This window comes from Chryseobacterium metallicongregator (assembly GCF_031324065.1).
Taxonomy (GTDB): Bacteria; Bacteroidota; Bacteroidia; order Flavobacteriales; family Weeksellaceae; genus Chryseobacterium; species Chryseobacterium metallicongregator.
On record NZ_JAVIXS010000001.1, the window covers coordinates 799,547 to 820,321 of the forward strand.

23 protein-coding genes are annotated in these 20,775 nt (G+C 35.1%); 6 read left to right on the top strand and 17 right to left on the bottom strand.

The annotated features are described in order from the left end of the window. Window position 1: 1 nt before the first annotated feature. Window positions 2–799 (top strand): hypothetical protein, encoded by a 798-nt coding sequence (locus REB14_RS03705; RefSeq protein WP_149831874.1) that lies wholly within the window; start codon window positions 2–4, stop codon window positions 797–799. A gap of 43 nt (window positions 800–842) precedes the next feature. Beyond that, a complete protein-coding gene (locus tag REB14_RS03710; RefSeq protein WP_034692165.1) occupies window positions 843–1,106 on the top strand; it encodes a hypothetical protein in 264 nt (87 codons plus the stop codon). Window positions 1,107–1,196: 90 nt separating this feature from the next. On the opposite strand, the gene REB14_RS03715 is transcribed toward REB14_RS03710, so the two are convergent. From REB14_RS03715 to REB14_RS03725, 3 genes are all read right to left on the bottom strand, one after another. After that, window positions 1,197–1,655, bottom strand: a complete 459-nt coding sequence (locus tag REB14_RS03715) for a MaoC family dehydratase (RefSeq protein ID WP_034692164.1) — start codon at window positions 1,653–1,655, stop codon at window positions 1,197–1,199. 240 nt (window positions 1,656–1,895) lie between these two features. Further along, window positions 1,896–2,090: a cold-shock protein gene (locus tag REB14_RS03720; RefSeq protein ID WP_002980989.1), complete on the bottom strand. Its 195-nt coding sequence runs from the start codon at window positions 2,088–2,090 to the stop codon at window positions 1,896–1,898. Between the two features lie 50 nt (window positions 2,091–2,140). Beyond that, window positions 2,141–3,259: a DEAD/DEAH box helicase gene (locus REB14_RS03725; RefSeq protein WP_047438315.1), complete on the bottom strand. Its 1,119-nt coding sequence runs from the start codon at window positions 3,257–3,259 to the stop codon at window positions 2,141–2,143. A 438-nt stretch (window positions 3,260–3,697) separates the two neighbouring features. Between REB14_RS03725 and REB14_RS03730 the strand changes: the two genes are divergently transcribed. Beyond that, window positions 3,698–4,651: a beta-1,6-N-acetylglucosaminyltransferase gene (locus REB14_RS03730; protein WP_309521538.1), complete on the top strand. Its 954-nt coding sequence runs from the start codon at window positions 3,698–3,700 to the stop codon at window positions 4,649–4,651. Window positions 4,652–4,728: 77 nt separating this feature from the next. After that, window positions 4,729–5,316 carry a Crp/Fnr family transcriptional regulator gene (locus tag REB14_RS03735; protein WP_007845912.1) on the top strand — a complete coding sequence of 196 codons (588 nt, stop codon included), beginning with the start codon at window positions 4,729–4,731 and terminating at the stop codon, window positions 5,314–5,316. Between the two features lie 137 nt (window positions 5,317–5,453). Here the strand turns inward: REB14_RS03735 and REB14_RS03740 are convergent, their stop codons facing one another. From REB14_RS03740 to REB14_RS03775, 8 genes are all read right to left on the bottom strand, one after another. Continuing rightward, the gene (locus REB14_RS03740) at window positions 5,454–5,915 is read right to left on the bottom strand and encodes a cupin domain-containing protein (protein ID WP_034692162.1); all 462 of its coding nucleotides are present in this window, start codon (window positions 5,913–5,915) and stop codon (window positions 5,454–5,456) included. Between the two features lie 86 nt (window positions 5,916–6,001). After that, on the bottom strand, window positions 6,002–7,102 hold the full coding sequence (locus REB14_RS03745) for an alpha/beta hydrolase (protein WP_034692161.1): 1,101 nt from the start codon (window positions 7,100–7,102) through the stop codon (window positions 6,002–6,004). Between the two features lie 19 nt (window positions 7,103–7,121). Further along, window positions 7,122–7,862, bottom strand: a complete 741-nt coding sequence (locus REB14_RS03750) for a carboxymuconolactone decarboxylase family protein (protein ID WP_034692160.1) — start codon at window positions 7,860–7,862, stop codon at window positions 7,122–7,124. Window positions 7,863–7,893: 31 nt separating this feature from the next. Continuing rightward, entirely contained in the window at window positions 7,894–8,523 is a 630-nt protein-coding gene (locus REB14_RS03755; protein WP_034692159.1) for a flavodoxin, read from the bottom strand. A 78-nt stretch (window positions 8,524–8,601) separates the two neighbouring features. Then, the gene (locus REB14_RS03760) at window positions 8,602–9,591 is read right to left on the bottom strand and encodes an alpha/beta hydrolase (RefSeq protein WP_309521539.1); all 990 of its coding nucleotides are present in this window, start codon (window positions 9,589–9,591) and stop codon (window positions 8,602–8,604) included. Window positions 9,592–9,777: 186 nt separating this feature from the next. After that, entirely contained in the window at window positions 9,778–10,761 is a 984-nt protein-coding gene (locus REB14_RS03765; protein ID WP_309521540.1) for an aldo/keto reductase, read from the bottom strand. A 12-nt stretch (window positions 10,762–10,773) separates the two neighbouring features. Continuing rightward, on the bottom strand, window positions 10,774–10,944 hold the full coding sequence (locus REB14_RS03770; protein ID WP_007845923.1) for a hypothetical protein: 171 nt from the start codon (window positions 10,942–10,944) through the stop codon (window positions 10,774–10,776). Between the two features lie 29 nt (window positions 10,945–10,973). Beyond that, window positions 10,974–11,825, bottom strand: a complete 852-nt coding sequence (locus REB14_RS03775; protein ID WP_007845924.1) for an aldo/keto reductase — start codon at window positions 11,823–11,825, stop codon at window positions 10,974–10,976. A 196-nt stretch (window positions 11,826–12,021) separates the two neighbouring features. On the opposite strand from REB14_RS03775, the gene REB14_RS03780 reads away from it, so the two are divergent. After that, complete coding sequence (locus REB14_RS03780; protein ID WP_309521541.1) at window positions 12,022–12,918, top strand: helix-turn-helix domain-containing protein; 897 nt, start codon at window positions 12,022–12,024, stop codon at window positions 12,916–12,918. A gap of 364 nt (window positions 12,919–13,282) precedes the next feature. Here REB14_RS03780 and REB14_RS03785 read toward each other — a convergent pair whose 3' ends face one another. The 6 genes from REB14_RS03785 to REB14_RS03810 all read right to left on the bottom strand — a co-directional run bounded on the left by REB14_RS03785 (window position 13,283) and on the right by REB14_RS03810 (window position 19,559). Continuing rightward, window positions 13,283–13,948 (bottom strand): hypothetical protein, encoded by a 666-nt coding sequence (locus REB14_RS03785; protein ID WP_309521542.1) that lies wholly within the window; start codon window positions 13,946–13,948, stop codon window positions 13,283–13,285. 255 nt (window positions 13,949–14,203) lie between these two features. Beyond that, window positions 14,204–14,899: a VIT1/CCC1 transporter family protein gene (locus tag REB14_RS03790; RefSeq protein WP_309521543.1), complete on the bottom strand. Its 696-nt coding sequence runs from the start codon at window positions 14,897–14,899 to the stop codon at window positions 14,204–14,206. A gap of 80 nt (window positions 14,900–14,979) precedes the next feature. After that, complete coding sequence (locus REB14_RS03795; protein ID WP_309521544.1) at window positions 14,980–15,900, bottom strand: carbohydrate kinase family protein; 921 nt, start codon at window positions 15,898–15,900, stop codon at window positions 14,980–14,982. Between the two features lie 61 nt (window positions 15,901–15,961). Next, window positions 15,962–16,687: a hypothetical protein gene (locus REB14_RS03800; protein ID WP_309521545.1), complete on the bottom strand. Its 726-nt coding sequence runs from the start codon at window positions 16,685–16,687 to the stop codon at window positions 15,962–15,964. Window positions 16,688–16,774: 87 nt separating this feature from the next. Beyond that, window positions 16,775–18,121 carry an MFS transporter gene (locus tag REB14_RS03805; RefSeq protein ID WP_079240839.1) on the bottom strand — a complete coding sequence of 449 codons (1,347 nt, stop codon included), beginning with the start codon at window positions 18,119–18,121 and terminating at the stop codon, window positions 16,775–16,777. Window positions 18,122–18,128: 7 nt separating this feature from the next. Continuing rightward, window positions 18,129–19,559: a mannitol dehydrogenase family protein gene (locus REB14_RS03810; RefSeq protein WP_309521546.1), complete on the bottom strand. Its 1,431-nt coding sequence runs from the start codon at window positions 19,557–19,559 to the stop codon at window positions 18,129–18,131. Between the two features lie 169 nt (window positions 19,560–19,728). On the opposite strand from REB14_RS03810, the gene REB14_RS03815 reads away from it, so the two are divergent. Beyond that, window positions 19,729–20,733, top strand: a complete 1,005-nt coding sequence (locus tag REB14_RS03815) for a LacI family DNA-binding transcriptional regulator (RefSeq protein WP_079240838.1) — start codon at window positions 19,729–19,731, stop codon at window positions 20,731–20,733. Window positions 20,734–20,775: the final 42 nt, after the last annotated feature.

A 20,775-nucleotide genomic window follows, 5' to 3' on the forward strand; every position in this document is an offset into this window, starting at 1 on the left:
GATGAAAAAGTTAACTAAGCATCCAAAGAGTAAATTAGGGCTCAGAAATAAAAAAAATATTTCAAGAAGATCCTATTATTCCCAGTTTACCTCGCTGTTCTATCTACGAAATACAAACATAACCTTAGAAAGAGATGCTAAAGAGATTCTAAGAATGTTAAAAGAATTACAGCAGCTTATCAACAGATCAAGATTGGTATTTAGCACATACTGTAGTTTAAGCCAGCATAACCTGTGGCAGTCTGTTTTAGAAGACCTGAGCGGGAACATACAGAATATTAGAATCCAGTTTGAATATATACTGGAAAATATTACTAAAAAAAATAAAATCAATGCATCTATATTCTGGCAGCAAAACGAAGTCTATACAGATGAAATGGAAGTAACCCATAAAAAACTCATTCTATTGACTACTCAGATTTTACCGGAAGAAGAAAGATCATCATGGAAAGTAAATATTTGTAACTTTTACGATGAAATTTTTTCTTTACTCATTCCACTTATTGGGATGTGCAGGCTTGAATTGAACTTTATAGAAAAATATTCGCCTAAAATCTTCAACCAAACTGCTATGGATATTATTAAAAATATTCCAAAAAATTACACATTACAGGAAGCAAAAGAATATGAACATGAATACTTAAAAGTATTAACTAACTACAATCATAAATTCTATAGAAAAAATAATTTTTGGAACAGCATATTATACATCCTTTCAGGTGGTATGTGCCCATTACCATCAGAACGTACCTTATCCAAAAGAGAGATCAGCAGAAAAATGAAAGATAAGTTTTCTTAATGAACCTCCACCTAATTTTTTTATCTTATTAAATATTTTTGAAATGAAAACAATACATCTCTTTCGGTTTAACGATTCTATTTTCCGTAAAATTCCTTTCTTCAAAGAAGAGCATAGGTTGAAAACCGATGTAACGGAAATTGATTTAATGAATATTGAAATAGTAACTGAATATATTGTGAAAACACATGATGACTTTAGTTTCGACAATACATCAGGAAATGATCTTTTATCAATGTGCAAGAAAGCTCAAAAAACAATTGAACATTATTTTGTGATAAAACTGGATCACTATGATTTTATATGAAAAAGTTATTTAATCAAATGTTAGTATCATAATCCAAACAGTAAGATATTGGAGGCTTCCCGTATTTTAATCTTTTTAGCCTGGCTTTTATTAGAAAAAATGATACAGAAAAATTACATCCCCTGTATAGGCAGGTTTCACATGATTCTTTATAAGAAGTTTAGCTTCCACCACTACTTTTATAGTTCCTCTGAGATCTGTCACCGATTTCACAGTGGCCTGTAGTTTTACGTCAGTCTCTACAGGAACAGCCTGGCCAAATTTAAGGTTCTCAATCCCATAATTGATTTCCATTTTTACATTTCTCACCTCAGCAATTTGTTTCCAGAGATAAGGGATCAGCGATAAAAGCAAATAGCCATGAGCAATTGTAGATTTGAACGGGCCTTCTTTTTCAGCTCTTTCTTTATTAATATGGATCCACTGGTCATCTAAGGTTGCCTCTGCAAACCTGTTGATCTGCTTCTGATCTATGGTATGCCAATCAGAAAACCCGACCATTTGTCCTTCGAAAGCCTTATACTCTCTAAAATTGTTAATGATAATCATGTTTGTCTGTCTTTTTTATTTAGACTGATTGAAATTCTTCCTTGAAAAACCTCTCACGTCGATGTGAGAGGTAAATGAACATAATGGAAAATAAAAAGTAATTTAACTTACACCAATGTTCTTTCAAACAATATACTCAAATTCCAAAGATTACTGGACTTTGAATTGTAAAAAAATATAAAAATATAATACTGAAATTGAAAATAATATTTATTTCAAACAGATGATATTAAAGCTTAATTATGCCAGTTTTACATTAACCGCATTTAAACCTTTATCACTCTTTTGTACATCGAAAACGACTTTATCATTTTCACGGATTGATCTTGAGTCTAATCCTGAAGAATGTACAAATATATCTTTACTCCCGTCTGTAGGAGAAATAAATCCGAAGCCTTTTGCTTCATTGAAAAATTTTACTGTGCCTTGTTGCATTGTAATTATTATTAAAAAATTATTTATTGTTTTCTGTAAACTCTACAGATTTATTTATAAAATGATCTGACCGGCATTGTGAATCCTATCAGTTTTTGAATATTTTTAAGATCTAAGCGCTCATCGGTATCGCAAAATGAAATAGCGGTACCTTCCGTTCCTGCCCTTCCGGTTCTTCCGATCCTGTGAACATACGTTTCAGGAATATTGGGAAGCTCATAGTTTACTACATGTGGAAGATCATCAATATCAATACCTCTGGCTGCAATATCTGTAGCTACCAATACTTTAATCTTACTGCTTTTAAAATCATCAAGTGCATTCTGTCTTGCGGTCTGAGATTTGTTCCCATGAATCGCTGCAGCAAAAATCCCTACTCCTTCCAATTGCTGTACCAGCTTATTGGCAATATGCTTAGTACGGGTAAAAACCAGTGAACGCCTCATATTTTCATTTTGCAATAAATCAATCAACAAACCCGTCTTATCTCTTTTTTCCACAAAATAAACGGATTGTTTCACCGTTTGTGCGGTTGAAGATACTGGAGTTACAGTAACCTCTACAGGATTATTCAGAATTGTTTCCGCAAATTTTCTTATACCTGAAGGCATTGTGGCCGAAAAAAATAAGGTCTGCCTTTTCTGGGGAATCAGCTTTAAAACTTTTTTGACATCATTGATAAACCCCATGTCAAGCATTCTGTCTGCTTCATCCAAAACAAATATTTCTATTTTAGAAAGATCAATATGTCTTTGATTAACCAAATCCAGCAATCTGCCGGGTGTAGCCACCAGAATATCTACTCTTTTCCTAAGAGCCGCAAGCTGTCCGCCCGCTGGGACTCCTCCATAAACAGAGAGTTGTGATAAAGGTAAATATTTGCTGTACACAGCAAAATTCTCTTCAATCTGTATTGCTAATTCCCGGGTCGGCGTAAGTATTAATGTTCTGATCTCTTTATGATCAGGGGTATATTTTTTTAACAACTGAAGAATAGGCATTGCAAATGCTGCCGTTTTTCCTGTACCTGTCTGGGCACATCCTATAATATCTTTTCCTGCAAGAATATGGGGTATTGCTGTATACTGTATTTCAGTTGGCTTAGAATACCCTGCTTCTGTTACAGCACGGATAATAGGATTGATTAAATTTAAATTTTTGAAACTCATCATAATGTTCGGTCTTCCCGATATTTTGTAAGCAAATTCCCTTTTCAGAATTTGAATTGGTGTATCATAATGATGAATAAAAAAATCTTTTTTCTTCATCATTTTACTTGCTTAACTTCCGATAAATTACCTGTGTAGTATTCATGAGCCTGCAATAACGTATCCTTCTAGGATGAAAAGACTTGTGGAGTGTTTTCACATTCGAAACCCGATTGATAATTGGGTGGCTGAAAAAGCAAAAACTGAAAGAAAAAATGGTGAGTTTAAACTATTACAGAATGGCAAAGGCAGAAACCTGTTTTATAAATGCATTGCAAATATACAACAAAACAATTAGGTAACAGTAAATTTAATTAACTGATTATCAAAAATATATTCGTAGCTTACGCACATAAACTGAATTGTTTGCCTTTGCGGATGATTTTAAATTTTACTCCCATGCAAACTTCATTTCCCATAACTCATCCCCATTCCCAAACTACCGATCTGCATTCAACTCCGCATGTGACAATTGCTTACTTTATTATGATCCATCATAGACCTGATGCATTTAAAGAGATGTTTCAGAAAATTTATACAAGGGATCAGTTTTACCTTATTCATATCGACCGGAAAGCAAAAGCTGAATTTACAGAAGAAATACAATTATATCTAATACATTTCCCCAATGTGTATATTTTGGAAAGCATGAATATTGTGTCCGGAGGATTTAGTATGATCCAGGCTGAACTTAATGCGATGGAATATCTTTTGAATGTAAGTCATGACTGGGATTATTTTATCAACCTGAGTGGTGAAGACTTCCCACTCAAGTCACAAAATATTATACGTCAATTCCTTACCGTTAATAACGGAAGAAACTATCTTTTTTATTATGACCAGAAATTTTACAGGCCTGATACACTGCAAAGGATACAAAATCATTTTACAGAGCTGACCCATAAAATATCTTCATTTATTTATAAAAGAGAATTTATGAAGGAAGTTATACCTTATATTGGTGGGAAGTGGTTTATCCTTACAAGAGAAACCTGTGTATTTTTAACCAATAATAAAAGGGTAATGGATTTTGAAGATTATTACCTTCACACTCTTTTACCAGCTGAATCATTTTTCCAGACAGTACTCCTCAACACAGCCTTTAGTGATATTATTGTGAATGATGATAAAAGAGCAGTCATTGAAAAAACTTTTTTTAGTAAAGACCAATATGCTGACAACTTCATCGAAACTCTAAAATCCTCCAATAACCTTTTCATTAGAAAAATAGATGATAAAACAAATAAAAATATTCTAAAATATATTAATGACACTTATCTTCTTCCTTTACCTGAAATTAATGAAGTTGAAAGAGAACTTAAGAGAAATGATCACGACGACAAATGGTCTTAAGAAAACTTTGTACACTTGTAAATAAATTAGGAACTGTACACAAGGTAGTTTCATATGAATAATTAAAATAAAAATTGATGCTGATAAAAGAGGAGCTTTTGATGAACTATGGAGCTAAAATTGTAAATTTTACAAAGGGAAAATATGTATTTAAAGAAAATGATGACGTAGTCTCTTATTTTCAAATTTCAACAGGAACTGTGAAGATTGTCAGTGAGAAAAAAGCGGGTCGTGAATTTATTCACAACATTTCTATTCAAGGTGATTGTCTAGGAGCACTTTTCCTGTTCTTAAAACATCCATATTCTGTAAGTGCCATTGCAATGGAGAACTCTAGGATAATCAAATTGGAAAGATTGGGCTTTGATTTAATGCTAAAAGATAATCCCAAAATACTGTTAGATTTATACAAATATACCGCAGAAAATATGCATTATACCTACCTGATGAAAGGATTTGCTTCAGAAAGCCCGTCAGAAAAAATAACGAATCTATTCAACTACTTAAAAAAATCAAAACCTCCGACTGATTCTTATCAAGTATTTCTCACCAGACAGCAAATTGCATCGCTAACAGGATTACGAGTGGAAACTGTTATAAGAACAATTAAAAAACTGCAAAATCTAGGAATACTCCTGGTTATCAATCGCAAAATATTTTATTAATAATATATCTTTTTACTTGACTAAAAACTTCCAAATTGAATATTATAATGGCTACAGAAAATAATTTAGGTTTGCTTTTCATAAAATTTATTTTTGATTGGTTAATAATTATCTATTAAGAATCTTCCCCATTTCCATTATTTATGATACTCTTCATCAGTCACAGGTTGTAACCATACTACCGAACCATTCTTATTATCAGTAACGGCAACCTGAACGAAATAAGAATCTTTACTCGCACCGTGCCAATGCTCAACATTTGCAGGACATTTGATAACATCTCCTTTATGTAAAATCTTTTTCGGCTGCCCTTTTTCCTGATAATATCCTACACCATCGGTTACGAGGATAATCTGCCCACCGGGATGGAGATGCCATTTGGTTCTCGCTCCGGGTTCAAAAGTTACATTACCCACACCTGTATTAAGTGTCTGCTGGTCTTGCCCAAGCATTTGCAGCCAAACGTTGCCTGTAAAATTGTTATTGGTTACTTTTCCCCCTTTAGGAAAAATATTAGTCCTTGCTCTTTCCAATGTAGATTTACTGCAACAGCTTGATACAATTAATATTGATAAAAGTAATGTAACTATTTGTTTCATATTTAAATATTTAATCTTAATTCTTTAATAAAAGAAGGCTTGTTATAATTTGCCTTGCCACATTTAATATTAAAACTTTCAGCTTTTTATAGATTTTTTCCAAAAAATTCAGTCAGCTTTTTCGCTGCTTTTTCTACATATTCAGGTCTCCAATACGTTTGGATATGTGTCGCACCATCGATAATGAATAATTCTTTTTCCTTTGCATTTATGGCTTTTGGAAACGCTTCATCCGTCATATATTTGGTATCTGCTTTACTTCCAGCTATCATCAATAAAGGTTGATTAATCAAATCCATATTGTCCGCAGCATCCCAGGTCATTAAATCCAGTAAATTGCTGGTGGGATATAAAAAAGTCGAGTTGGGATGAGCATTGGTGCGATAATAATAAATATAACCTTCCCGATAGAGATCCGTATTTGTTTTTTGAATTTCTTCATCGGTAATGCTTGCCACACCTGAATATACTATTTTACCACCCGCTACTTCCTGTGCCCTTGCATCGGAGGCTTGTTTCAAACGCTCCTGAATAGTATTCAATCCCGAATTCATAAATCCATTACGTCTTACTTCTCCAGAATTAAACATACTTAAAGTAGCAATCGCTTTAAATCTTTTATCTGATTGAGTGGCTTTCACAGTATAGCCACCACCACCGCAGATACCGAATGCTCCGATTCTATTAATATCAACTCCAGGATATTGTGAAATGAAATCTGCCATTCCGCGAATGTCTTCCGTTCTATATACAGGTCTATCGGTGTGTCGAGGTTCTCCCCCACTTGCTCCCTGATAAGATGCATCTGCAGCAATGGTAATATAGCCAGCTTCCGCTAAACGTTGTGCATAAAGACCTGCTGTCTGTTCCTTAACACCTCCATTTGGGTGTGCAACAGTGATCGCAGCATATTTTTTTGAAGGATCATAATTTGCCGGCGTGTAAACATTGGCAGCGATATCAATTCCATTCAATTTATACTTTACCGTATGGATATTCACTTTTCCTGATACATTTTCTGTGATCGCATCATCATAAACCAGTCCGAAAGGATTATTATGTTGGATTACTTCAATTTTTTCCATTTTTGGTTTTTTGGTTTGAGTATTATTTTTTGTTTGTGCATTAATATTAAAGCTTGTTGCCATAATTATTAATGCCGTTATTGACATTGTTATCTTTTTCATTTTTTTAATATTTAGCAGCTTATTTTGATCTGTTTTTTAAAACCTGATCCAGAACCACTTTTGCTGCATTTGATTTTTCTTTACTAAGAGTAGAACTGACAACAGTAACAAATTCATTCAACTGCTGTGGTGACCATCCAACGTTTAATGAGATGCCTAAATGAGATTGCAACATTGGTTCAGCATCACCAATTGCACTGATTACAGAAATTGTAACCAATTCTCTTTGTGCATAAGTCAAAACATCCCTATCAAAAATATCCGCAAACAGATGTTCCTTTAGAAATGTATCTATTGTCGGTGCAAATGCTGAATAGCCTGAAAGTTTGTCAGGTTGCTTTGCTTGGGTAAGTTGACCAAGAATTTCCTTTCCACGTTCATACTTGTTGTTTTCACTATCAACAATAGAAGCTTCTTTTCCAACAACATCATTAATACCTTTTGCCTTTCTTTCCTCAAGAACTTCCATAAAAGTCTGTAAACCTCTTATGCTTCTCGGAAAACCACAATAAGCATAAGTATGTACCAAAATTTCTTTTATTTCATTAATAGTCAGACCGGAATCAAGACCGGAATTTAAGCGACCTTTTAATTCCTCTAATTTACCTTGTGCTGTAAATGAGGAAATGGCAATGGTGCTTTTATCTTTTTCACTTAAATGATTGTTCTGTTTTGTCAATTGTTGTGCTTTCATATCGGTTGTAAAAAGTGAAACACTTATTATTTGGATGATTAGAATGAAATACTTCAATTGTTTCATTATTTTACTTTTAAAAATTAATTCAACTGCTTTATTTAGACATTCCGATTCTGCTAAGCCATTCTTTCACTTTCTTTTCTGCTTCAATTTTCTTCTTTCCTTCCATTACGAACAGAATACCATCCCGTTCAACCCCTCCTTTTATGGTAAAGCCTTCTAATATTTTGCTGCCAGGACTTAGCTTTTTCACGGTTTCAAAACTGTTTCCAATACCGTAGCCAGCATTGGAATTAAAAGGGACAATTGTTTTTCCTTTAAAATTATTCTGGCTTAAAAAACTTCTCATGGGGGGAGGCAACTGCATTCCCCAGGTTGGAAATCCCAAGAAAATCACATCATATTTGTCAATATTGTCAATATTTGTTTTAAGTAGGGGTAAAAAATTAGTGTCATTTTCTTTCGCCACCTGATCTACAATTGCTTTGTAATCTTCGGGATAAGGATTCTGTAATTCCAACTCAATTAAGGTTCCACCGGTATTTTGATGAATGATGTCGGCAATTGTTTTTGTATTTTTTGTTCGTGATACATAGACAATCAATATATTTTTGTCTTTAGGCATCTCCTTTTTTTCAGACATTGATATCTGAGCTTTTGAGCAAGATGATAATAGTAGAAGTACCGCATAAAACCATACACTATAATTTTTCAACTTTTCCATATATCAATTATTATTTAACAAAGTTCAGAAAATAGCAGCTTAAAATCGGTAGACAGATTACGGATAATGCAACCAATATTACTTATCCAACCCTTTCTCTTTCAACCATTTTGATAATAATCCTGCAACTTCTACATTATTCAGATCAGACATTAGAAAATGGGTATTTCCTTTGATACCCAATTCCGGAAGATGAACAATAGTAACGTCACCACCGTGACTATTGACAACTTTCGCCCATTGCCTTGCCGTTTTCAGAACGGTTCTCCAAAAATTTAGTGATGCTGCAGTAGTTTCTTCAGTTGGAATATAATCTCCATAGTAAACTATAATTGGGATTTTGGTTAGCTTCATAAAATCTTGTATGGGAACACCTTTTCCTCCTCGGTTTCCTTCAGGTTCTTCTCCTTCCGGAAAGGTGAATCCTCCGGGTTCATAGGCAACGACAGCTTTAATTTTTTCATTTTTAATGGCTGTTTTCCATCCGGGTGAGCCTCCTGCCGAATGTGTGAAAAGAATCCCGTTTCCGGATTTATCCATAACCGAAGACATTGCATTAACAATTATTGTTTCATCTACATTTCCCGTATTAGGTGTCATCATACGGAAAAATTGATCCATAGAAACGCTGTCTTTTGGAAACTGAACTCCTTCATTGAATTTGGGGTACAGACCCATTCGAAATTGGGTAAACCAAGTCTGGTCATCTGGCGTACCGCTAATTTGTCCGGGTTTTGTAGTCTGCCCGGCCTCTCCACGACCTGGTTGATCGACAAGATAAACACTATAACCGTTTCTTAAAAATAGATTGGCAAATCCTTCTCTTCCATCCGCTGTGGTCTGCCAGCTTCGTCTGGACTGCCCGTAACCGTGCAGGAAAATCATCGAAAGTTTTTTAGGTTTTACAGGAATTTGGTAAAAAACATCCGCGTGGTCTCCGTGTCTTGTTTGTCCACCTTGGGGAACATTCCACGGTTTTAAAGGATCGAAAACACCATCGCTTTTGATAACCGAACCTCCGGCTGAGAAATTGCCTTGTGATGCAATAGTAATTGGTTTTTGTGTCACCTTATTTTGCGCCTTAACAAAAAAATTGGAGACTAAAATTAAGATGATTAAGCTTAAATATTTCATTGTTTTATTTGTCATTGCTCATTCTTTTAAATTTAATTATCAATAATTTAGAAAAGAAAATGAATACACTTTTCTTTTGGTAAGAATAAAATATTACACTTGATTGATTTTAGTATATTCTTATTTTCCGACCCTTTCTTTTAAGTGCTGCGGATATCTTTCTCCAACAACTTTAATTACAGAAAGAGCATCTTCGATTTCAGATAAATCCTGAGAACTCAGTTTTAAATCAACTCCGCCAATATTTTCTTTTAACCGATGTAATTTGGTAGTGCCCGGAATTGGAGCAATAAAGCTCTTTTGAGCCAGCAACCAAGCTAAAGCAACCTGAGCAGGAGTAGCATTTTTTTCTGTTGCAATTGATTTTACCAAATCTACTAAAGCCTGGTTTGCCTTTCTATTTTCTTCAGAGAATCTAGGCACAATATTTCTAAAATCTGAGTCTTCAAATTTTGTTTTTTCATTAATTGCTCCCGTTAAAAAACCTTTACCTAATGGGCTGAATGGAACAAATCCAATTCCTAATTCTTCCAATATAGGAATGATTTCTTTTTCAGGTTCACGGTAAAACAAAGAATATTCACTTTGTAAAGCGGTTACCGGTTGTACTGTGTGTGCTCTGCGAATCGTTTCCACACCTGCTTCCGAAAGACCAAAATGCTTGACCTTACCTTCCGTAATTAAATCTTTTACCATTCCGGCAACATCTTCAATCGGAATATTTGGGTCAACTCTATGCTGATAAAATAAATCAATATAATCCGTCTGTAGTCTTTTCAAAGAATCCTCTACCACTTTTCTGATTCTTGCAGGGCTACTGTCTAAGCCCTTTGTAGAATCTCCATCTTCAAATCCGAATTTGGTGGCAATTACAACATCTTTTCTAAAGGGTTTCAATGCTTCTCCTACCAATGTTTCGTTAGTGAATGGACCATAACATTCGGCTGTATCAAAAAAAGTTACTCCATTTTCAAAAGCGGTTCTTATTAACTTAATCGCTTCCTGTTTTTCGGTTACTTTTCCATAACCAAAACTTAATCCCATACATCCTAATCCTAATGCGGAAATCTCTAATTTGTTATTTCCTAATAATCTTTTTTCCATTTTTACTAAATTTTATTTTGTTTTTAAAGGCGCTTCCACATCGGAAAATTGCTGTACAAAAGGTGATATTCCTTCTGACAATTTATGATCAATTGTATTTGCTTTAAGTATGGAATTGAAAGTTTGCAATGTACTTCCAACGGCTGCTAAACCAGCTGTCTTTATTATATCTCTTCTATTCATTTGATCATATTTTTACTGATGAAATTTGATTAAAAGTCCAATTTTCTTTCACTAAGCCATTTAACCATATTAGGATCTCTATGGTCAAAGAAAAGACTGGAAGTAGTATCTAAAGTGGCGATAGCATTCATATCTTCAGAAGAAAGTTCAAAATCGAAAATGTTGAAATTTTCAGCCATCCTTTCTTTTCTTACCGATTTTGGAATAACGATAACATTTCTGCTTGTTAACCAGTTCAAAATCACCTGAGCTACAGATTTGTTATATTTTTCTGCGATTGTTTTTAAAACTTCATTATTAAAAATATCATTCTTTCCTTCTGCAAAAGGTCCCCAGGATTCTATCTGTACATTATTTTCAATTAAGAATTTTTGTGTTTCAGCCTGTTGATGGAAAGGATGAGTCTCGATTTGATTGATCACCGGTGTAAATCCACTGTTGGCAATTAAATCGGCGATCCTGTCCGGATGAAAATTGGAAACACCTATAGCCCTTACTTTTCCTTGTTTATACAATTCCTGCATTGCTCTCCAAGAACCAAATACATCTCCATAAGGTTGATGAATAAGGTATAAATCCAGATAATTCAACTGAAGTTTTTTCAATGATGTTTCAAAAGCTTTTAATGTATTTTCATATCCAGCATCCTGCACCCAAAGCTTTGTTGTTATAAATAAATCTTCTCTTGCAACTTGGCTGGCTTTGATCGCATTACCAACAGCTTGCTCGTTTCCATAAGATGCAGCAGTATCTATTAATCTATATCCAGTGTCGATAGCATCAATAACAGCTTTTTCACATTCCGAAGGATCCGGTACCTGAAATACTCCAAATCCTAAAATTGGCATTTCTAATCCGTTGTTTAATATTACTTTTTTCATTTTTGATTTAATTTAAATTATTGCTTCATAAAGAAGTTAATATTCTTTATTAACTTGTTATTGCAAATTTCCAACCTATTGACAAGCATATTGGTAGACAGATTACGGAATTGATAACCAATATTACTGTTCTGACTCTGATTGTAAAAAAGAGGTTATTTTTATCTTTAGATTTGCATTAGAAAATGATACAGCAATGAGCAATTCCATCAATTTTGAGACAGTGGATGATTATAATCAATTTAATAATCACGAAACTTTACATCCTTTGGTAAGTGTGATAGATTTTTCAAAAGCGCATAAAAGGACCGGGTCTAAAATGTACTTTAATCTGTACTGTATTTTTTTAAAAGATGTGAAATGTGGTGACCTCAAGTACGGTCGGGCAACTTATGATTACCAGGAAGGAACGTTGGTTTTTGTTTCTCCGGGACAAATTGTTGATGTAGAAAATAAAATTGACATCTATCAGCCTTTGGGACACGGATTAGTTTTTCATCCGGATTTAATCAAGGGAACTTCTTTAGCTAAAAGTATTTCTGAATACGGTTTCTTCGGATATCAAACCAATGAAGCATTGCACCTCTCTAAAAAAGAGCAGCAAATGGTTTTGGAAATGTTCGCTGATATTCAATTTGAATTGAGCAGGCCAGTGGATAAACACAGTAAAAAAGTTATCACATCAAATATTGAGCTTTTTCTTAATCATTGTGACCGCTTTTATGACCGTCAGTTTATTACGCGGGAAAATGTCAATAAAGGTATTTTAGAAAAATTTGAAGAATTATTAAACAACTACTTTTCATCTGAGAAACCTAATACCGTAGGGCTTCCATCTGTAGCTTACTGTGCAGATGAATTACATTTTTCACCCAACTATTTTGGAGATCTGATTAAGAAAGAAACAGGAAAAACTGCACAGGAATATATTCAGAATAAAATTATTGATGTTGCCAAGGTAAGAGTTTTCAACATTGATCAATCTATTGCTCAGATTGCTTACGAATTAGGATTTAAATATCCACAGCATTTTATCAGACTTTTCAAGCAGAGAACGGGTGTCACTCCTAATGAATATAGAAGTTTGAATTAAATCTGTTATCAGAATAACTATTTACTTTTTATTTGGAAGTTAAAAATTTTCTAACTTTCATACCAAATACCTCTATTTTATTTTCAATTAATATAGAGAAAAGCACAGCCAAATAAAGACTTACTATTGCAATATAATTCTTGTTTAATTTGCCTCAAACGTAGCAAATCATTGATAAAAGTGTTTGAAGATACGCTAGCCTTGGTCACATTAAAGGATTATTTAATTCTACGATTCTTTCCAAATCTTCCACTAAATGTTTCGATATCTCTTCGTTTATGGGTACAAAAAACCTCTGAAATCAAAAGATTTCAGAGGTTTTTATTTAAGCATTATAATTATTGGAATTTCCCCACTCAATGCATTAAGTACCATAATACACAAAACCTATTGACCCGCCGGATATTTTAAAAGGTTTTGAATAGGATGTTTGCACTTTAACAACATCCCCTACGTTAAGGTGTACAAAGCCAGATGCTGTATGTCCAAAAGCTGCCAATCCGTCAGGCTCAGTTGTATAATTATAAGCAAGAGTTGATCCTCCTGATGTTCCTGCATTCAGAACAACTTGAGTATATCCGATCCCTCCACTTGGTGTGTTCATAGATATATCAAACATAGTAAATGCTGTAAACTGATAAAAACCAGCATTATTAACTGTAAACAGACCATTATTATAGGTTATATCAGGTGTACTTTTTTGTGAACCAAACAATACAATATACTTTGAACTTGCCGTATTAGTAGCAGAAGCGAACCCACTTCCAAGATAGCTCAGTGATGCGATATTCAAATTAGAACTATCTAACAGAAAACCGTTAGCATCCGTACCTAATACCCCGAAATTTTTGTATTTTGCTAAACGAACTGCCCCGTTATCTAGTACACTCACCAATTCGTTATTATTACTGTCATTAATCCCCAGGGCTTTGGTTGCATTGGTAGTCCCTTTACTTCGAACATCAAGCGTCGCATTTGGTGTTGAAGTATTAATCCCTGTTTGTGAATAGGCTTTAAAAAAAGCGAGCACAATTAAAAATAAAATTTTTTTTTTTCATAAGATTGGTTTTAAATAATTTCCGCTTAAAATTAAGCATAAACCAATCTTCAGATTAAAAATACAGATACATCACTGACATATCACACATACAGCATAAAAACAAACAACTGAAAGCCAATAACATATAATAAATCAAAAAAAAGAAAGAGATTCTGAATGTTTCAATCTCGTAATTATATTAAAATGATATCATATTTATCGTAACTATTCTTCTTATAGCAAAAATTACGCTACACTCACTCCAAAAAGCCTTCCCACTAATGCTGTAATCCCCATTGCAATTGTTCCCCAAAAACAAATCCTTAGTACAGCTATTTTAATGCTGGAACCTCCGGCTTTGGCAGAAACCGCCCCTAAAAGCATTAAAAAGATAATTGAAAACCCATATTGGAAATACACCATTTCTTTAAGAGGAGCCAAAAGTGATACAGTAAATGGCAATAAGGCACCCACCGCAAATGAACCAAATGAAGCCACCGCTGCCTGTAAAGGTTTAGCCTGTGTTATTTCATTAATTCCAAGTTCATCACGGGCATGTGCTCCCAGTGCATCGTGTTCTGTCAATTCAATGGCTACCTGCATCGCTGTTTCTTTGGTACAGCCTCTTTTTTCGTACACTTTGGCCAATTCTCTAAGTTCTACCTCCGGCATTTGTTCAAGTTCACGCTTTTCGCGGATCAAATCTGCTTTCTCTGTATCTTCCTGTGAACTTACGGAAACATATTCACCGGCTGCCATAGACATTGCCCCGGCAATCATACCCGCCAGTGCTGCAAGAATAATAATATGCCGATCCGGTTCCGCAGCTGCAACTCCTATAACAATACTTGTGGTGGATAATAATCCGTCATTAGCTCCTAACACAGCTGCACGAAGCCAGCCTACTCTGTTTACATAATGTTTCTCCAGCTGATGATGCATAACTTTTGTTTTGGTGGTTGGCTAAAGTTACCCAATATTTCATCAAGAATCAATTTAAATTAACATGAGATTCTACCATCTTAGCTTACAACTGATACTGGATGTTCGTTCTTAAATCTGATAAAATCTTCTAATGAATATTCCGGGCATGCTCCTTCCTGTGAGGTGATGAATGCTCCGAGAGAGACAGCCTGAGTCATAATTTCAGGGATGGTACTTCCTTTTTCCAATCTTTTGGAAAGAAATCCTGCCAGGAATGAATCTCCGCTCCCTACAGTATCTTTTACAGTAACCGGTATGGTAGGATACAGATAAAAATGGTCTTCTGAGGCATACAGAGCGCCTTTGCTTCCTTTGGAGATTATAATTTCTTTAAGATCAAACTGATCCTGAAAATATTTCATTCCGTCTTCTTCTGTAGTGTATGCTTTTCCTAAAAAATCAAGCATCATTCGCATTTCTGCTTTATTAAATTTAGCGAGATGGGTTTTGTGAAGCAAATCTTTTATCATTCCAACCTCATAATAAGGTTCTCTGAGATTGATATCAAAGACATTATAATCGCTGAGTTCAAGCAGCTGAAACAGGGTATTTCTGGATTTCTCATTTCGGGCTGCCAGCGTTCCAAATACCAACGCATCTGTTGTATTAAAGATTTCCATATTTTCCGGGGTTGTTTCAATATAATCCCATGCTACTCCTTCCACAATATCATAATGAGCATCGTTATTTTCATCTACTGTAGCAATGACTGTACTTGTTGGATACTCTGTATTGATCTGAACATGATCTGCGGGAATATTCCAGTTTTTCATTTTATCCAAAAGATCACGCCCAAGCTGATCATCTCCCACACTGCTTATCATATTGACTTCTACGCCCATTTTGAAAAGATGGTAGGCTACATTAAAAGGAGCACCTCCTACTCTCTTCTGCTCTCCAGGAAAAATATCCCAGAGCACTTCGCCAAAACATACTGCTTTATTTTTTTTGTATTCCATTATATAAAAGTAATTAAATGTATTGAGTTTATAAAAAATTTACTCTTTGAATCTCCTTGCTTCAGAATGAATAAACCTGCACAGAAAACTGAAGAAATGCATTATTGTTAACCGGATTCCACATTCCCCATATTCCCATAGGAATTTTATAGCCTTCAATGGTAAAACTTTTCGAAACGATAAGACTTATCTCATTGAAACCAGAATCTTTAGCAAAGAAATTATTCTTTTCTCCATGACTGTCCAAAGCAAAAGCATAACCTACTCTTCCTCTTATTTCAAGGTTATCCTTCTTGTATACAGGATATTCTCCCGAAACAAATGAAGAATACTTGCTCCCTGTATTTTCACTGTTTCGGTCTCTTCCGAAAATAACTGTATTCCAGCTGAGTACTAAAGGAAATTGCTCACTTATGGTGTAATAAGACCTGAAATCCCAAAAACGTCCGGTTTCTCTCGCAGAATAATTAAAAAACTCCTTATTGTTATAGGCCGCTCCCGGTGAAAAATTATAGATATCCCATACCTCCAGTGTAAGATGCTTATTCTTATATCCTATATAGTTGTTGAATTCTTTATAAGAACCATCAACATTTCCACCTGCCCAGAATCCTGCATAAAAATTCTTATAGTCAAGATGTAGATCTCCGGTATAAATAAGCCCTGCTGAGACTTCAATTCCGCGCCATAAATGGCTGTTGCGAAGCTGCAACGCTGAATGCACTTCCTGTGCACCCAGACAATTTCCTATAATCAGGAAACAAGGTAATAAATAGTTTTTTACCATGATTCAAGTGTTTTTTTAAGGCAGTAAGTATCCTGTATCCGGTAATAGTCTACAGGATATTTACATGAATTGAAAGAAACTATATAATTAGTGAATAAGGTCTTTTTCTCTTATACGCGATCCGAACAGCGCATAGGTAAGCATAAGCAGTTCACAGATTACGGTAAGCCACCACGTCCATCTCCATGAGCCTAAAATATCTGCCAAACCTCCCTGAATAAGCGTAAATACAGCTCCACCAAATACGGCAGAAATAAAAATACCTGATGCTTTTGAGGTATATTTGTTCAAACCTTTAATAGAAAGTGTATAAATACAGCTCCACATGGATGAATGCAGAAGGCCGATTGCTACAAGAAACCAAAGGTTCTGGGTAATCATCGATATTAAAGCAAGTATTGCTGCAAGTATTGTGGTTGCCATCAATTGTGTTCTTGCAGAAATCTTACTGAAGAAGCTGGACACTGCTCTTCCTACCAGAAAACCACCCCAATATAATGTAGACAACAATGCATGAATTCCTAAATCCATCCCTCCGACAATGATATCTGTTTTGCCAAAAAATGTAATTGGATACCCTGAATCCATGCGCTCAAAAGCATACAGATTAATATTAGCACCAATGGCCACTTCGGTTCCTACATAAAAAAAGATGGCCAAAACGCCCAGCACAAAATGCCTGAATGACCAAATGCTTCTCTCCAGTTTTTCTTCTCCTACCACTCTTGTATGAGCAAGGTCAGGAAGGTGAAGTCTTTTTGTAATGATCATGACCATAAGAATGCAGACAATCAAGATAGAAAGTGGAAACAAAAGCTGCCTGATTTCTATATTTTCAATGGAAATCCCACTGAACATCACTACGGTAACAAAAAAAGGGGCGGAAGTTGTTCCGATAGAATTAATTGCGGTCAGAATATTCAGACGTTGTACAGGTTGTGTCCCTTTCAGTTCATAGGATGCTGCATAAGGATTGACAACTACCTGAATGATTGCCGCTGAGGTTCCCATTAAATAGGACCCCATAACAAAGACGATAAATCCATAAGGAATAACAGCATCTTTTATATTAAATTTCAAATCAGGATAATGGTCACCAACCCATGATGAACACAGATACATAAAAAGACCTGAAATCATAAAGAAAAGCCCTCGCAGGATTGTATTCTTATATCCAAAGGCATTCACCCATTTGCTTCCCAGAGTTCCATTCAGCAGATAGCCTAAAAAGAAGAAAAAGGAAATCAGGGTAGTGAATGTATTTTTAAGACTGCCTGCATGACTCAAAAAAGTAAATTTCAGAGGAGCCTGTAACTGTTCATTCACTGTGGTCAGAAAACCTACAATAAAATAGATAAACGTAATGATGACAAACGGCAGTATAGCATTGTTTGTTTTATGGTCTGAAGAGGTTATCCCTGGATTTATCTGCATGACTGAATTATTTTATGATGGATTGTAAAACCGAAGCGGTTCCTGAGTTTTTTATATCTTCTACAAAACGGCTGTATTGTTTGATGAACAATTCAGAAGTTTTTAGCTGAATTCCTTTAAACGCTGACAATTCCAGAAAGTCCTGTGGATTTTCACTGGTAATAAGCTTCTGATCATTTTCGGTAATCCAGGGTTCTGCTGTCTCAAAGGTGTTGCCCTGATCATCTTTTTTATATGTAAGATAATGTCTGTAGGAAGCAATAAGAAAAGCCGGTCTGGTAAGATCTTTCCCTCCTTTGATCATTTTACCAAGATTAGGAATGATATAAACGGGGAATTTTGAAATCCCATCGAAGCACAAACGGCTTACCTGATCACTTACACTGTGATTGGCAAATCTTTCGATTAATGTCTGTTTATATTTTTCCAGATCTGTATTTTCAGGAGCCGGGACGAAAGGGGTAACGTCTGTATCCATAAAATCTCTGATGAATTTCACAAGATTTTCATCTTCCATAGCCTGATCTACTTTACGGTAACCCATTAAGAAAGCCGGATAGGATAAAAGGGTGTGGGAAGCATTCAATAAGCTTAATTTCATATTTTCAAATGCAGTTACATCATTGGTAAACTGTACCCCTACTCTTTCCCATGCCGGTCTTCCTGCAATAAAGTTGTCTTCTATCACCCATTGTGTAAAGTCTTCACAGTATACAGGAGCATGATCATCCGTTCCATTCAACTTATTTAATCTTTCCACATCTTCCGGATTTGTGGCCGGAGTAATACGGTCTACCATACTGTTTGGGAAGGTTACATTTTCCTTTACCCATATTGCCAGTTCTGCATCCTGAGCTTCTATAAATGAGATGAAAGCTCTCTTTGCCGTATTTCCATTATGCTGAAGATTATCGCATGAAAGAATTGTAACTGGTCCTGCATTTTGAATCTTTCTCTGGCGCAGTCCTTCTACAACAAAGCCGAAAACAGTATTAGGAATGGAAGGATTTTTCAGGTCATGCTGTATTTTTTCATCTTCCAATATAAATTCTCCCGTTTCTTTATCAAGGTTATAACCACCTTCTGTAATGGTTAAAGTGATGATCTTAACAGTGCTGTCTGCAATTTTTTTCACCACAGCCTCAGGATCTTCTATTCCCCAGATCAACTCTCTCAAAGAGCCTATTTTATACACCTCATCATTTCCGTTTCTTCCGCAAACGGTAAGAGAATAGTGAAGATTCTGAGCTCTTAAATTCTTTACGATCTTTTCATCTGAAGGCAGCAGACATACTCCGCAGATTCCCCAATCTTTCTGATCCTTGTCATTAAGCAGCATATTGGTATAAAACTGCTGGTGCGCCCTGTGAAAGTTCCCTACTCCAATATGTAAAATTCCAGTGTGGATTTCCGATACATCATAGTTGTAATAAATCATACTTATAAACATAAAATTGTTATCATATTAACCGATTCGTTAAAACTATATTAACAAATGGTTAACCGGATATTTTTTTTACAAATTTCAAGCTGGGAACGTTCCCAAAAATCAGGGAACGTTCCCAATTATCTATTTTTTTATTATTTTTAGTCCAAAAACAAGGCTGATGAGACGTATTACGATTAAAGATCTGTCCAAATTTTTGTCATTATCTACCTCTACCATCTCCAGAGCACTGCTTCATGATAAAAATGTGAATGAAGAGACACGAAAAAGAGTGCTGGATGCTGCAGAGAAATTGGGCTATAAACCGAACCTTACCGCTTTGAATTTACAATCGGGACAATCTCGGACAATTGGCTTTGTAGTGCCAGAAATGATTACTCCTTTTTCTTCCACTGTACTGAAAGGAATTCAGAATATTCTTTACCCTCTCGGATACCGTATCATTATTACTCAGTCTGATGAAGATCCTCTTATTGAGAGAAAAAATCTTCAGCTTCTGGAAGAGTTTAATGTGGATGCTATTATTATTAACCTGTGTCATGAAACCTCTAATAATGATATTTATCAAAGTATTATGGATAGAGGAACTCCTTTAATCTTTTTCGACAGGATTCCTCACAAATCTCTGGATGTATCGAAGGTTATTATTGATGATGCTATTAAAGCTTCATTAATGGTAGAATATTTAATTAAGACAGGAAGAAAAAGAATCATTCATCTCATGGGACCTTCAACCATCCGAAATGCTGTAGAAAGGGTAAATGGTTATAAGCGCATTCTTATGAAATACAATATTTTTGATGAAAACCTGATCGTACAGACCGATGGAATGACTTTCGAGCATGGAAAAAAAGCAGTTAAGCAACTATTAAATAAGAATATAGTGTTCGACAGTATTTTTGCCTTTAGTGATACCCTCGCCATGGGAGCTATGAATTTTCTTCTTGAACAAAAAGTAAGAATCCCGGACGAAGTTTCTATTGCAAGCTTTTCCGGAACGGAATTATCAACGATGGTGTATCCTCAGCTGACCAGTGTACAGCAGCCTTTGGAAAAAATGGGTGAAACTGCCGCAGAGCTGGTATTGGAAAAGATCAAAAACAATAGTCTCCCAAGCAGAGCAGTATTGATGGATGCAGAACTCATTTACAGAGCTTCTACTTAAATGATTCTCAATTTTGATAGTATGGCATTTATAGTCTATTGT

Bases quoted from the DNA above. Each gene is read 5' to 3' on its own strand.
- REB14_RS03780 (WP_309521541.1), top strand. From the start codon at position 12,022: ATGAGCAATTCCATCAATTTTGAGACAGTGGATGATTATAATCAATTT.
- REB14_RS03750 (WP_034692160.1), bottom strand. From the start codon at position 7,862: ATGAAACAATTGAAGTATTTCATTCTAATCATCCAAATAATAAGTGTT.
- REB14_RS03770 (WP_007845923.1), bottom strand. From the start codon at position 10,944: ATGAATAGAAGAGATATAATAAAGACAGCTGGTTTAGCAGCCGTTGGA.
- REB14_RS03795 (WP_309521544.1), bottom strand. From the start codon at position 15,900: ATGGAATACAAAAAAAATAAAGCAGTATGTTTTGGCGAAGTGCTCTGG.
- REB14_RS03810 (WP_309521546.1), bottom strand. From the start codon at position 19,559: ATGATTTATTACAACTATGATGTATCGGAAATCCACACTGGAATTTTA.
- REB14_RS03800 (WP_309521545.1), bottom strand. From the start codon at position 16,687: ATGGTAAAAAACTATTTATTACCTTGTTTCCTGATTATAGGAAATTGT.
- REB14_RS03715 (WP_034692164.1), bottom strand. From the start codon at position 1,655: ATGATTATCATTAACAATTTTAGAGAGTATAAGGCTTTCGAAGGACAA.
- REB14_RS03705 (WP_149831874.1), top strand. From the start codon at position 2: ATGAAAAAGTTAACTAAGCATCCAAAGAGTAAATTAGGGCTCAGAAAT.
- REB14_RS03805 (WP_079240839.1), bottom strand. From the start codon at position 18,121: ATGCAGATAAATCCAGGGATAACCTCTTCAGACCATAAAACAAACAAT.
- REB14_RS03740 (WP_034692162.1), bottom strand. From the start codon at position 5,915: ATGAAACAAATAGTTACATTACTTTTATCAATATTAATTGTATCAAGC.
- REB14_RS03710 (WP_034692165.1), top strand. From the start codon at position 843: ATGAAAACAATACATCTCTTTCGGTTTAACGATTCTATTTTCCGTAAA.
- REB14_RS03730 (WP_309521538.1), top strand. From the start codon at position 3,698: ATGCAAACTTCATTTCCCATAACTCATCCCCATTCCCAAACTACCGAT.
- REB14_RS03765 (WP_309521540.1), bottom strand. From the start codon at position 10,761: ATGGAAAAAAGATTATTAGGAAATAACAAATTAGAGATTTCCGCATTA.
- REB14_RS03735 (WP_007845912.1), top strand. From the start codon at position 4,729: ATGCTGATAAAAGAGGAGCTTTTGATGAACTATGGAGCTAAAATTGTA.
- REB14_RS03725 (WP_047438315.1), bottom strand. From the start codon at position 3,259: ATGAGTTTCAAAAATTTAAATTTAATCAATCCTATTATCCGTGCTGTA.
- REB14_RS03790 (WP_309521543.1), bottom strand. From the start codon at position 14,899: ATGCATCATCAGCTGGAGAAACATTATGTAAACAGAGTAGGCTGGCTT.
- REB14_RS03815 (WP_079240838.1), top strand. From the start codon at position 19,729: ATGAGACGTATTACGATTAAAGATCTGTCCAAATTTTTGTCATTATCT.
- REB14_RS03720 (WP_002980989.1), bottom strand. From the start codon at position 2,090: ATGCAACAAGGCACAGTAAAATTTTTCAATGAAGCAAAAGGCTTCGGA.
- REB14_RS03755 (WP_034692159.1), bottom strand. From the start codon at position 8,523: ATGGAAAAGTTGAAAAATTATAGTGTATGGTTTTATGCGGTACTTCTA.
- REB14_RS03775 (WP_007845924.1), bottom strand. From the start codon at position 11,825: ATGAAAAAAGTAATATTAAACAACGGATTAGAAATGCCAATTTTAGGA.
- REB14_RS03745 (WP_034692161.1), bottom strand. From the start codon at position 7,102: ATGAAAAAGATAACAATGTCAATAACGGCATTAATAATTATGGCAACA.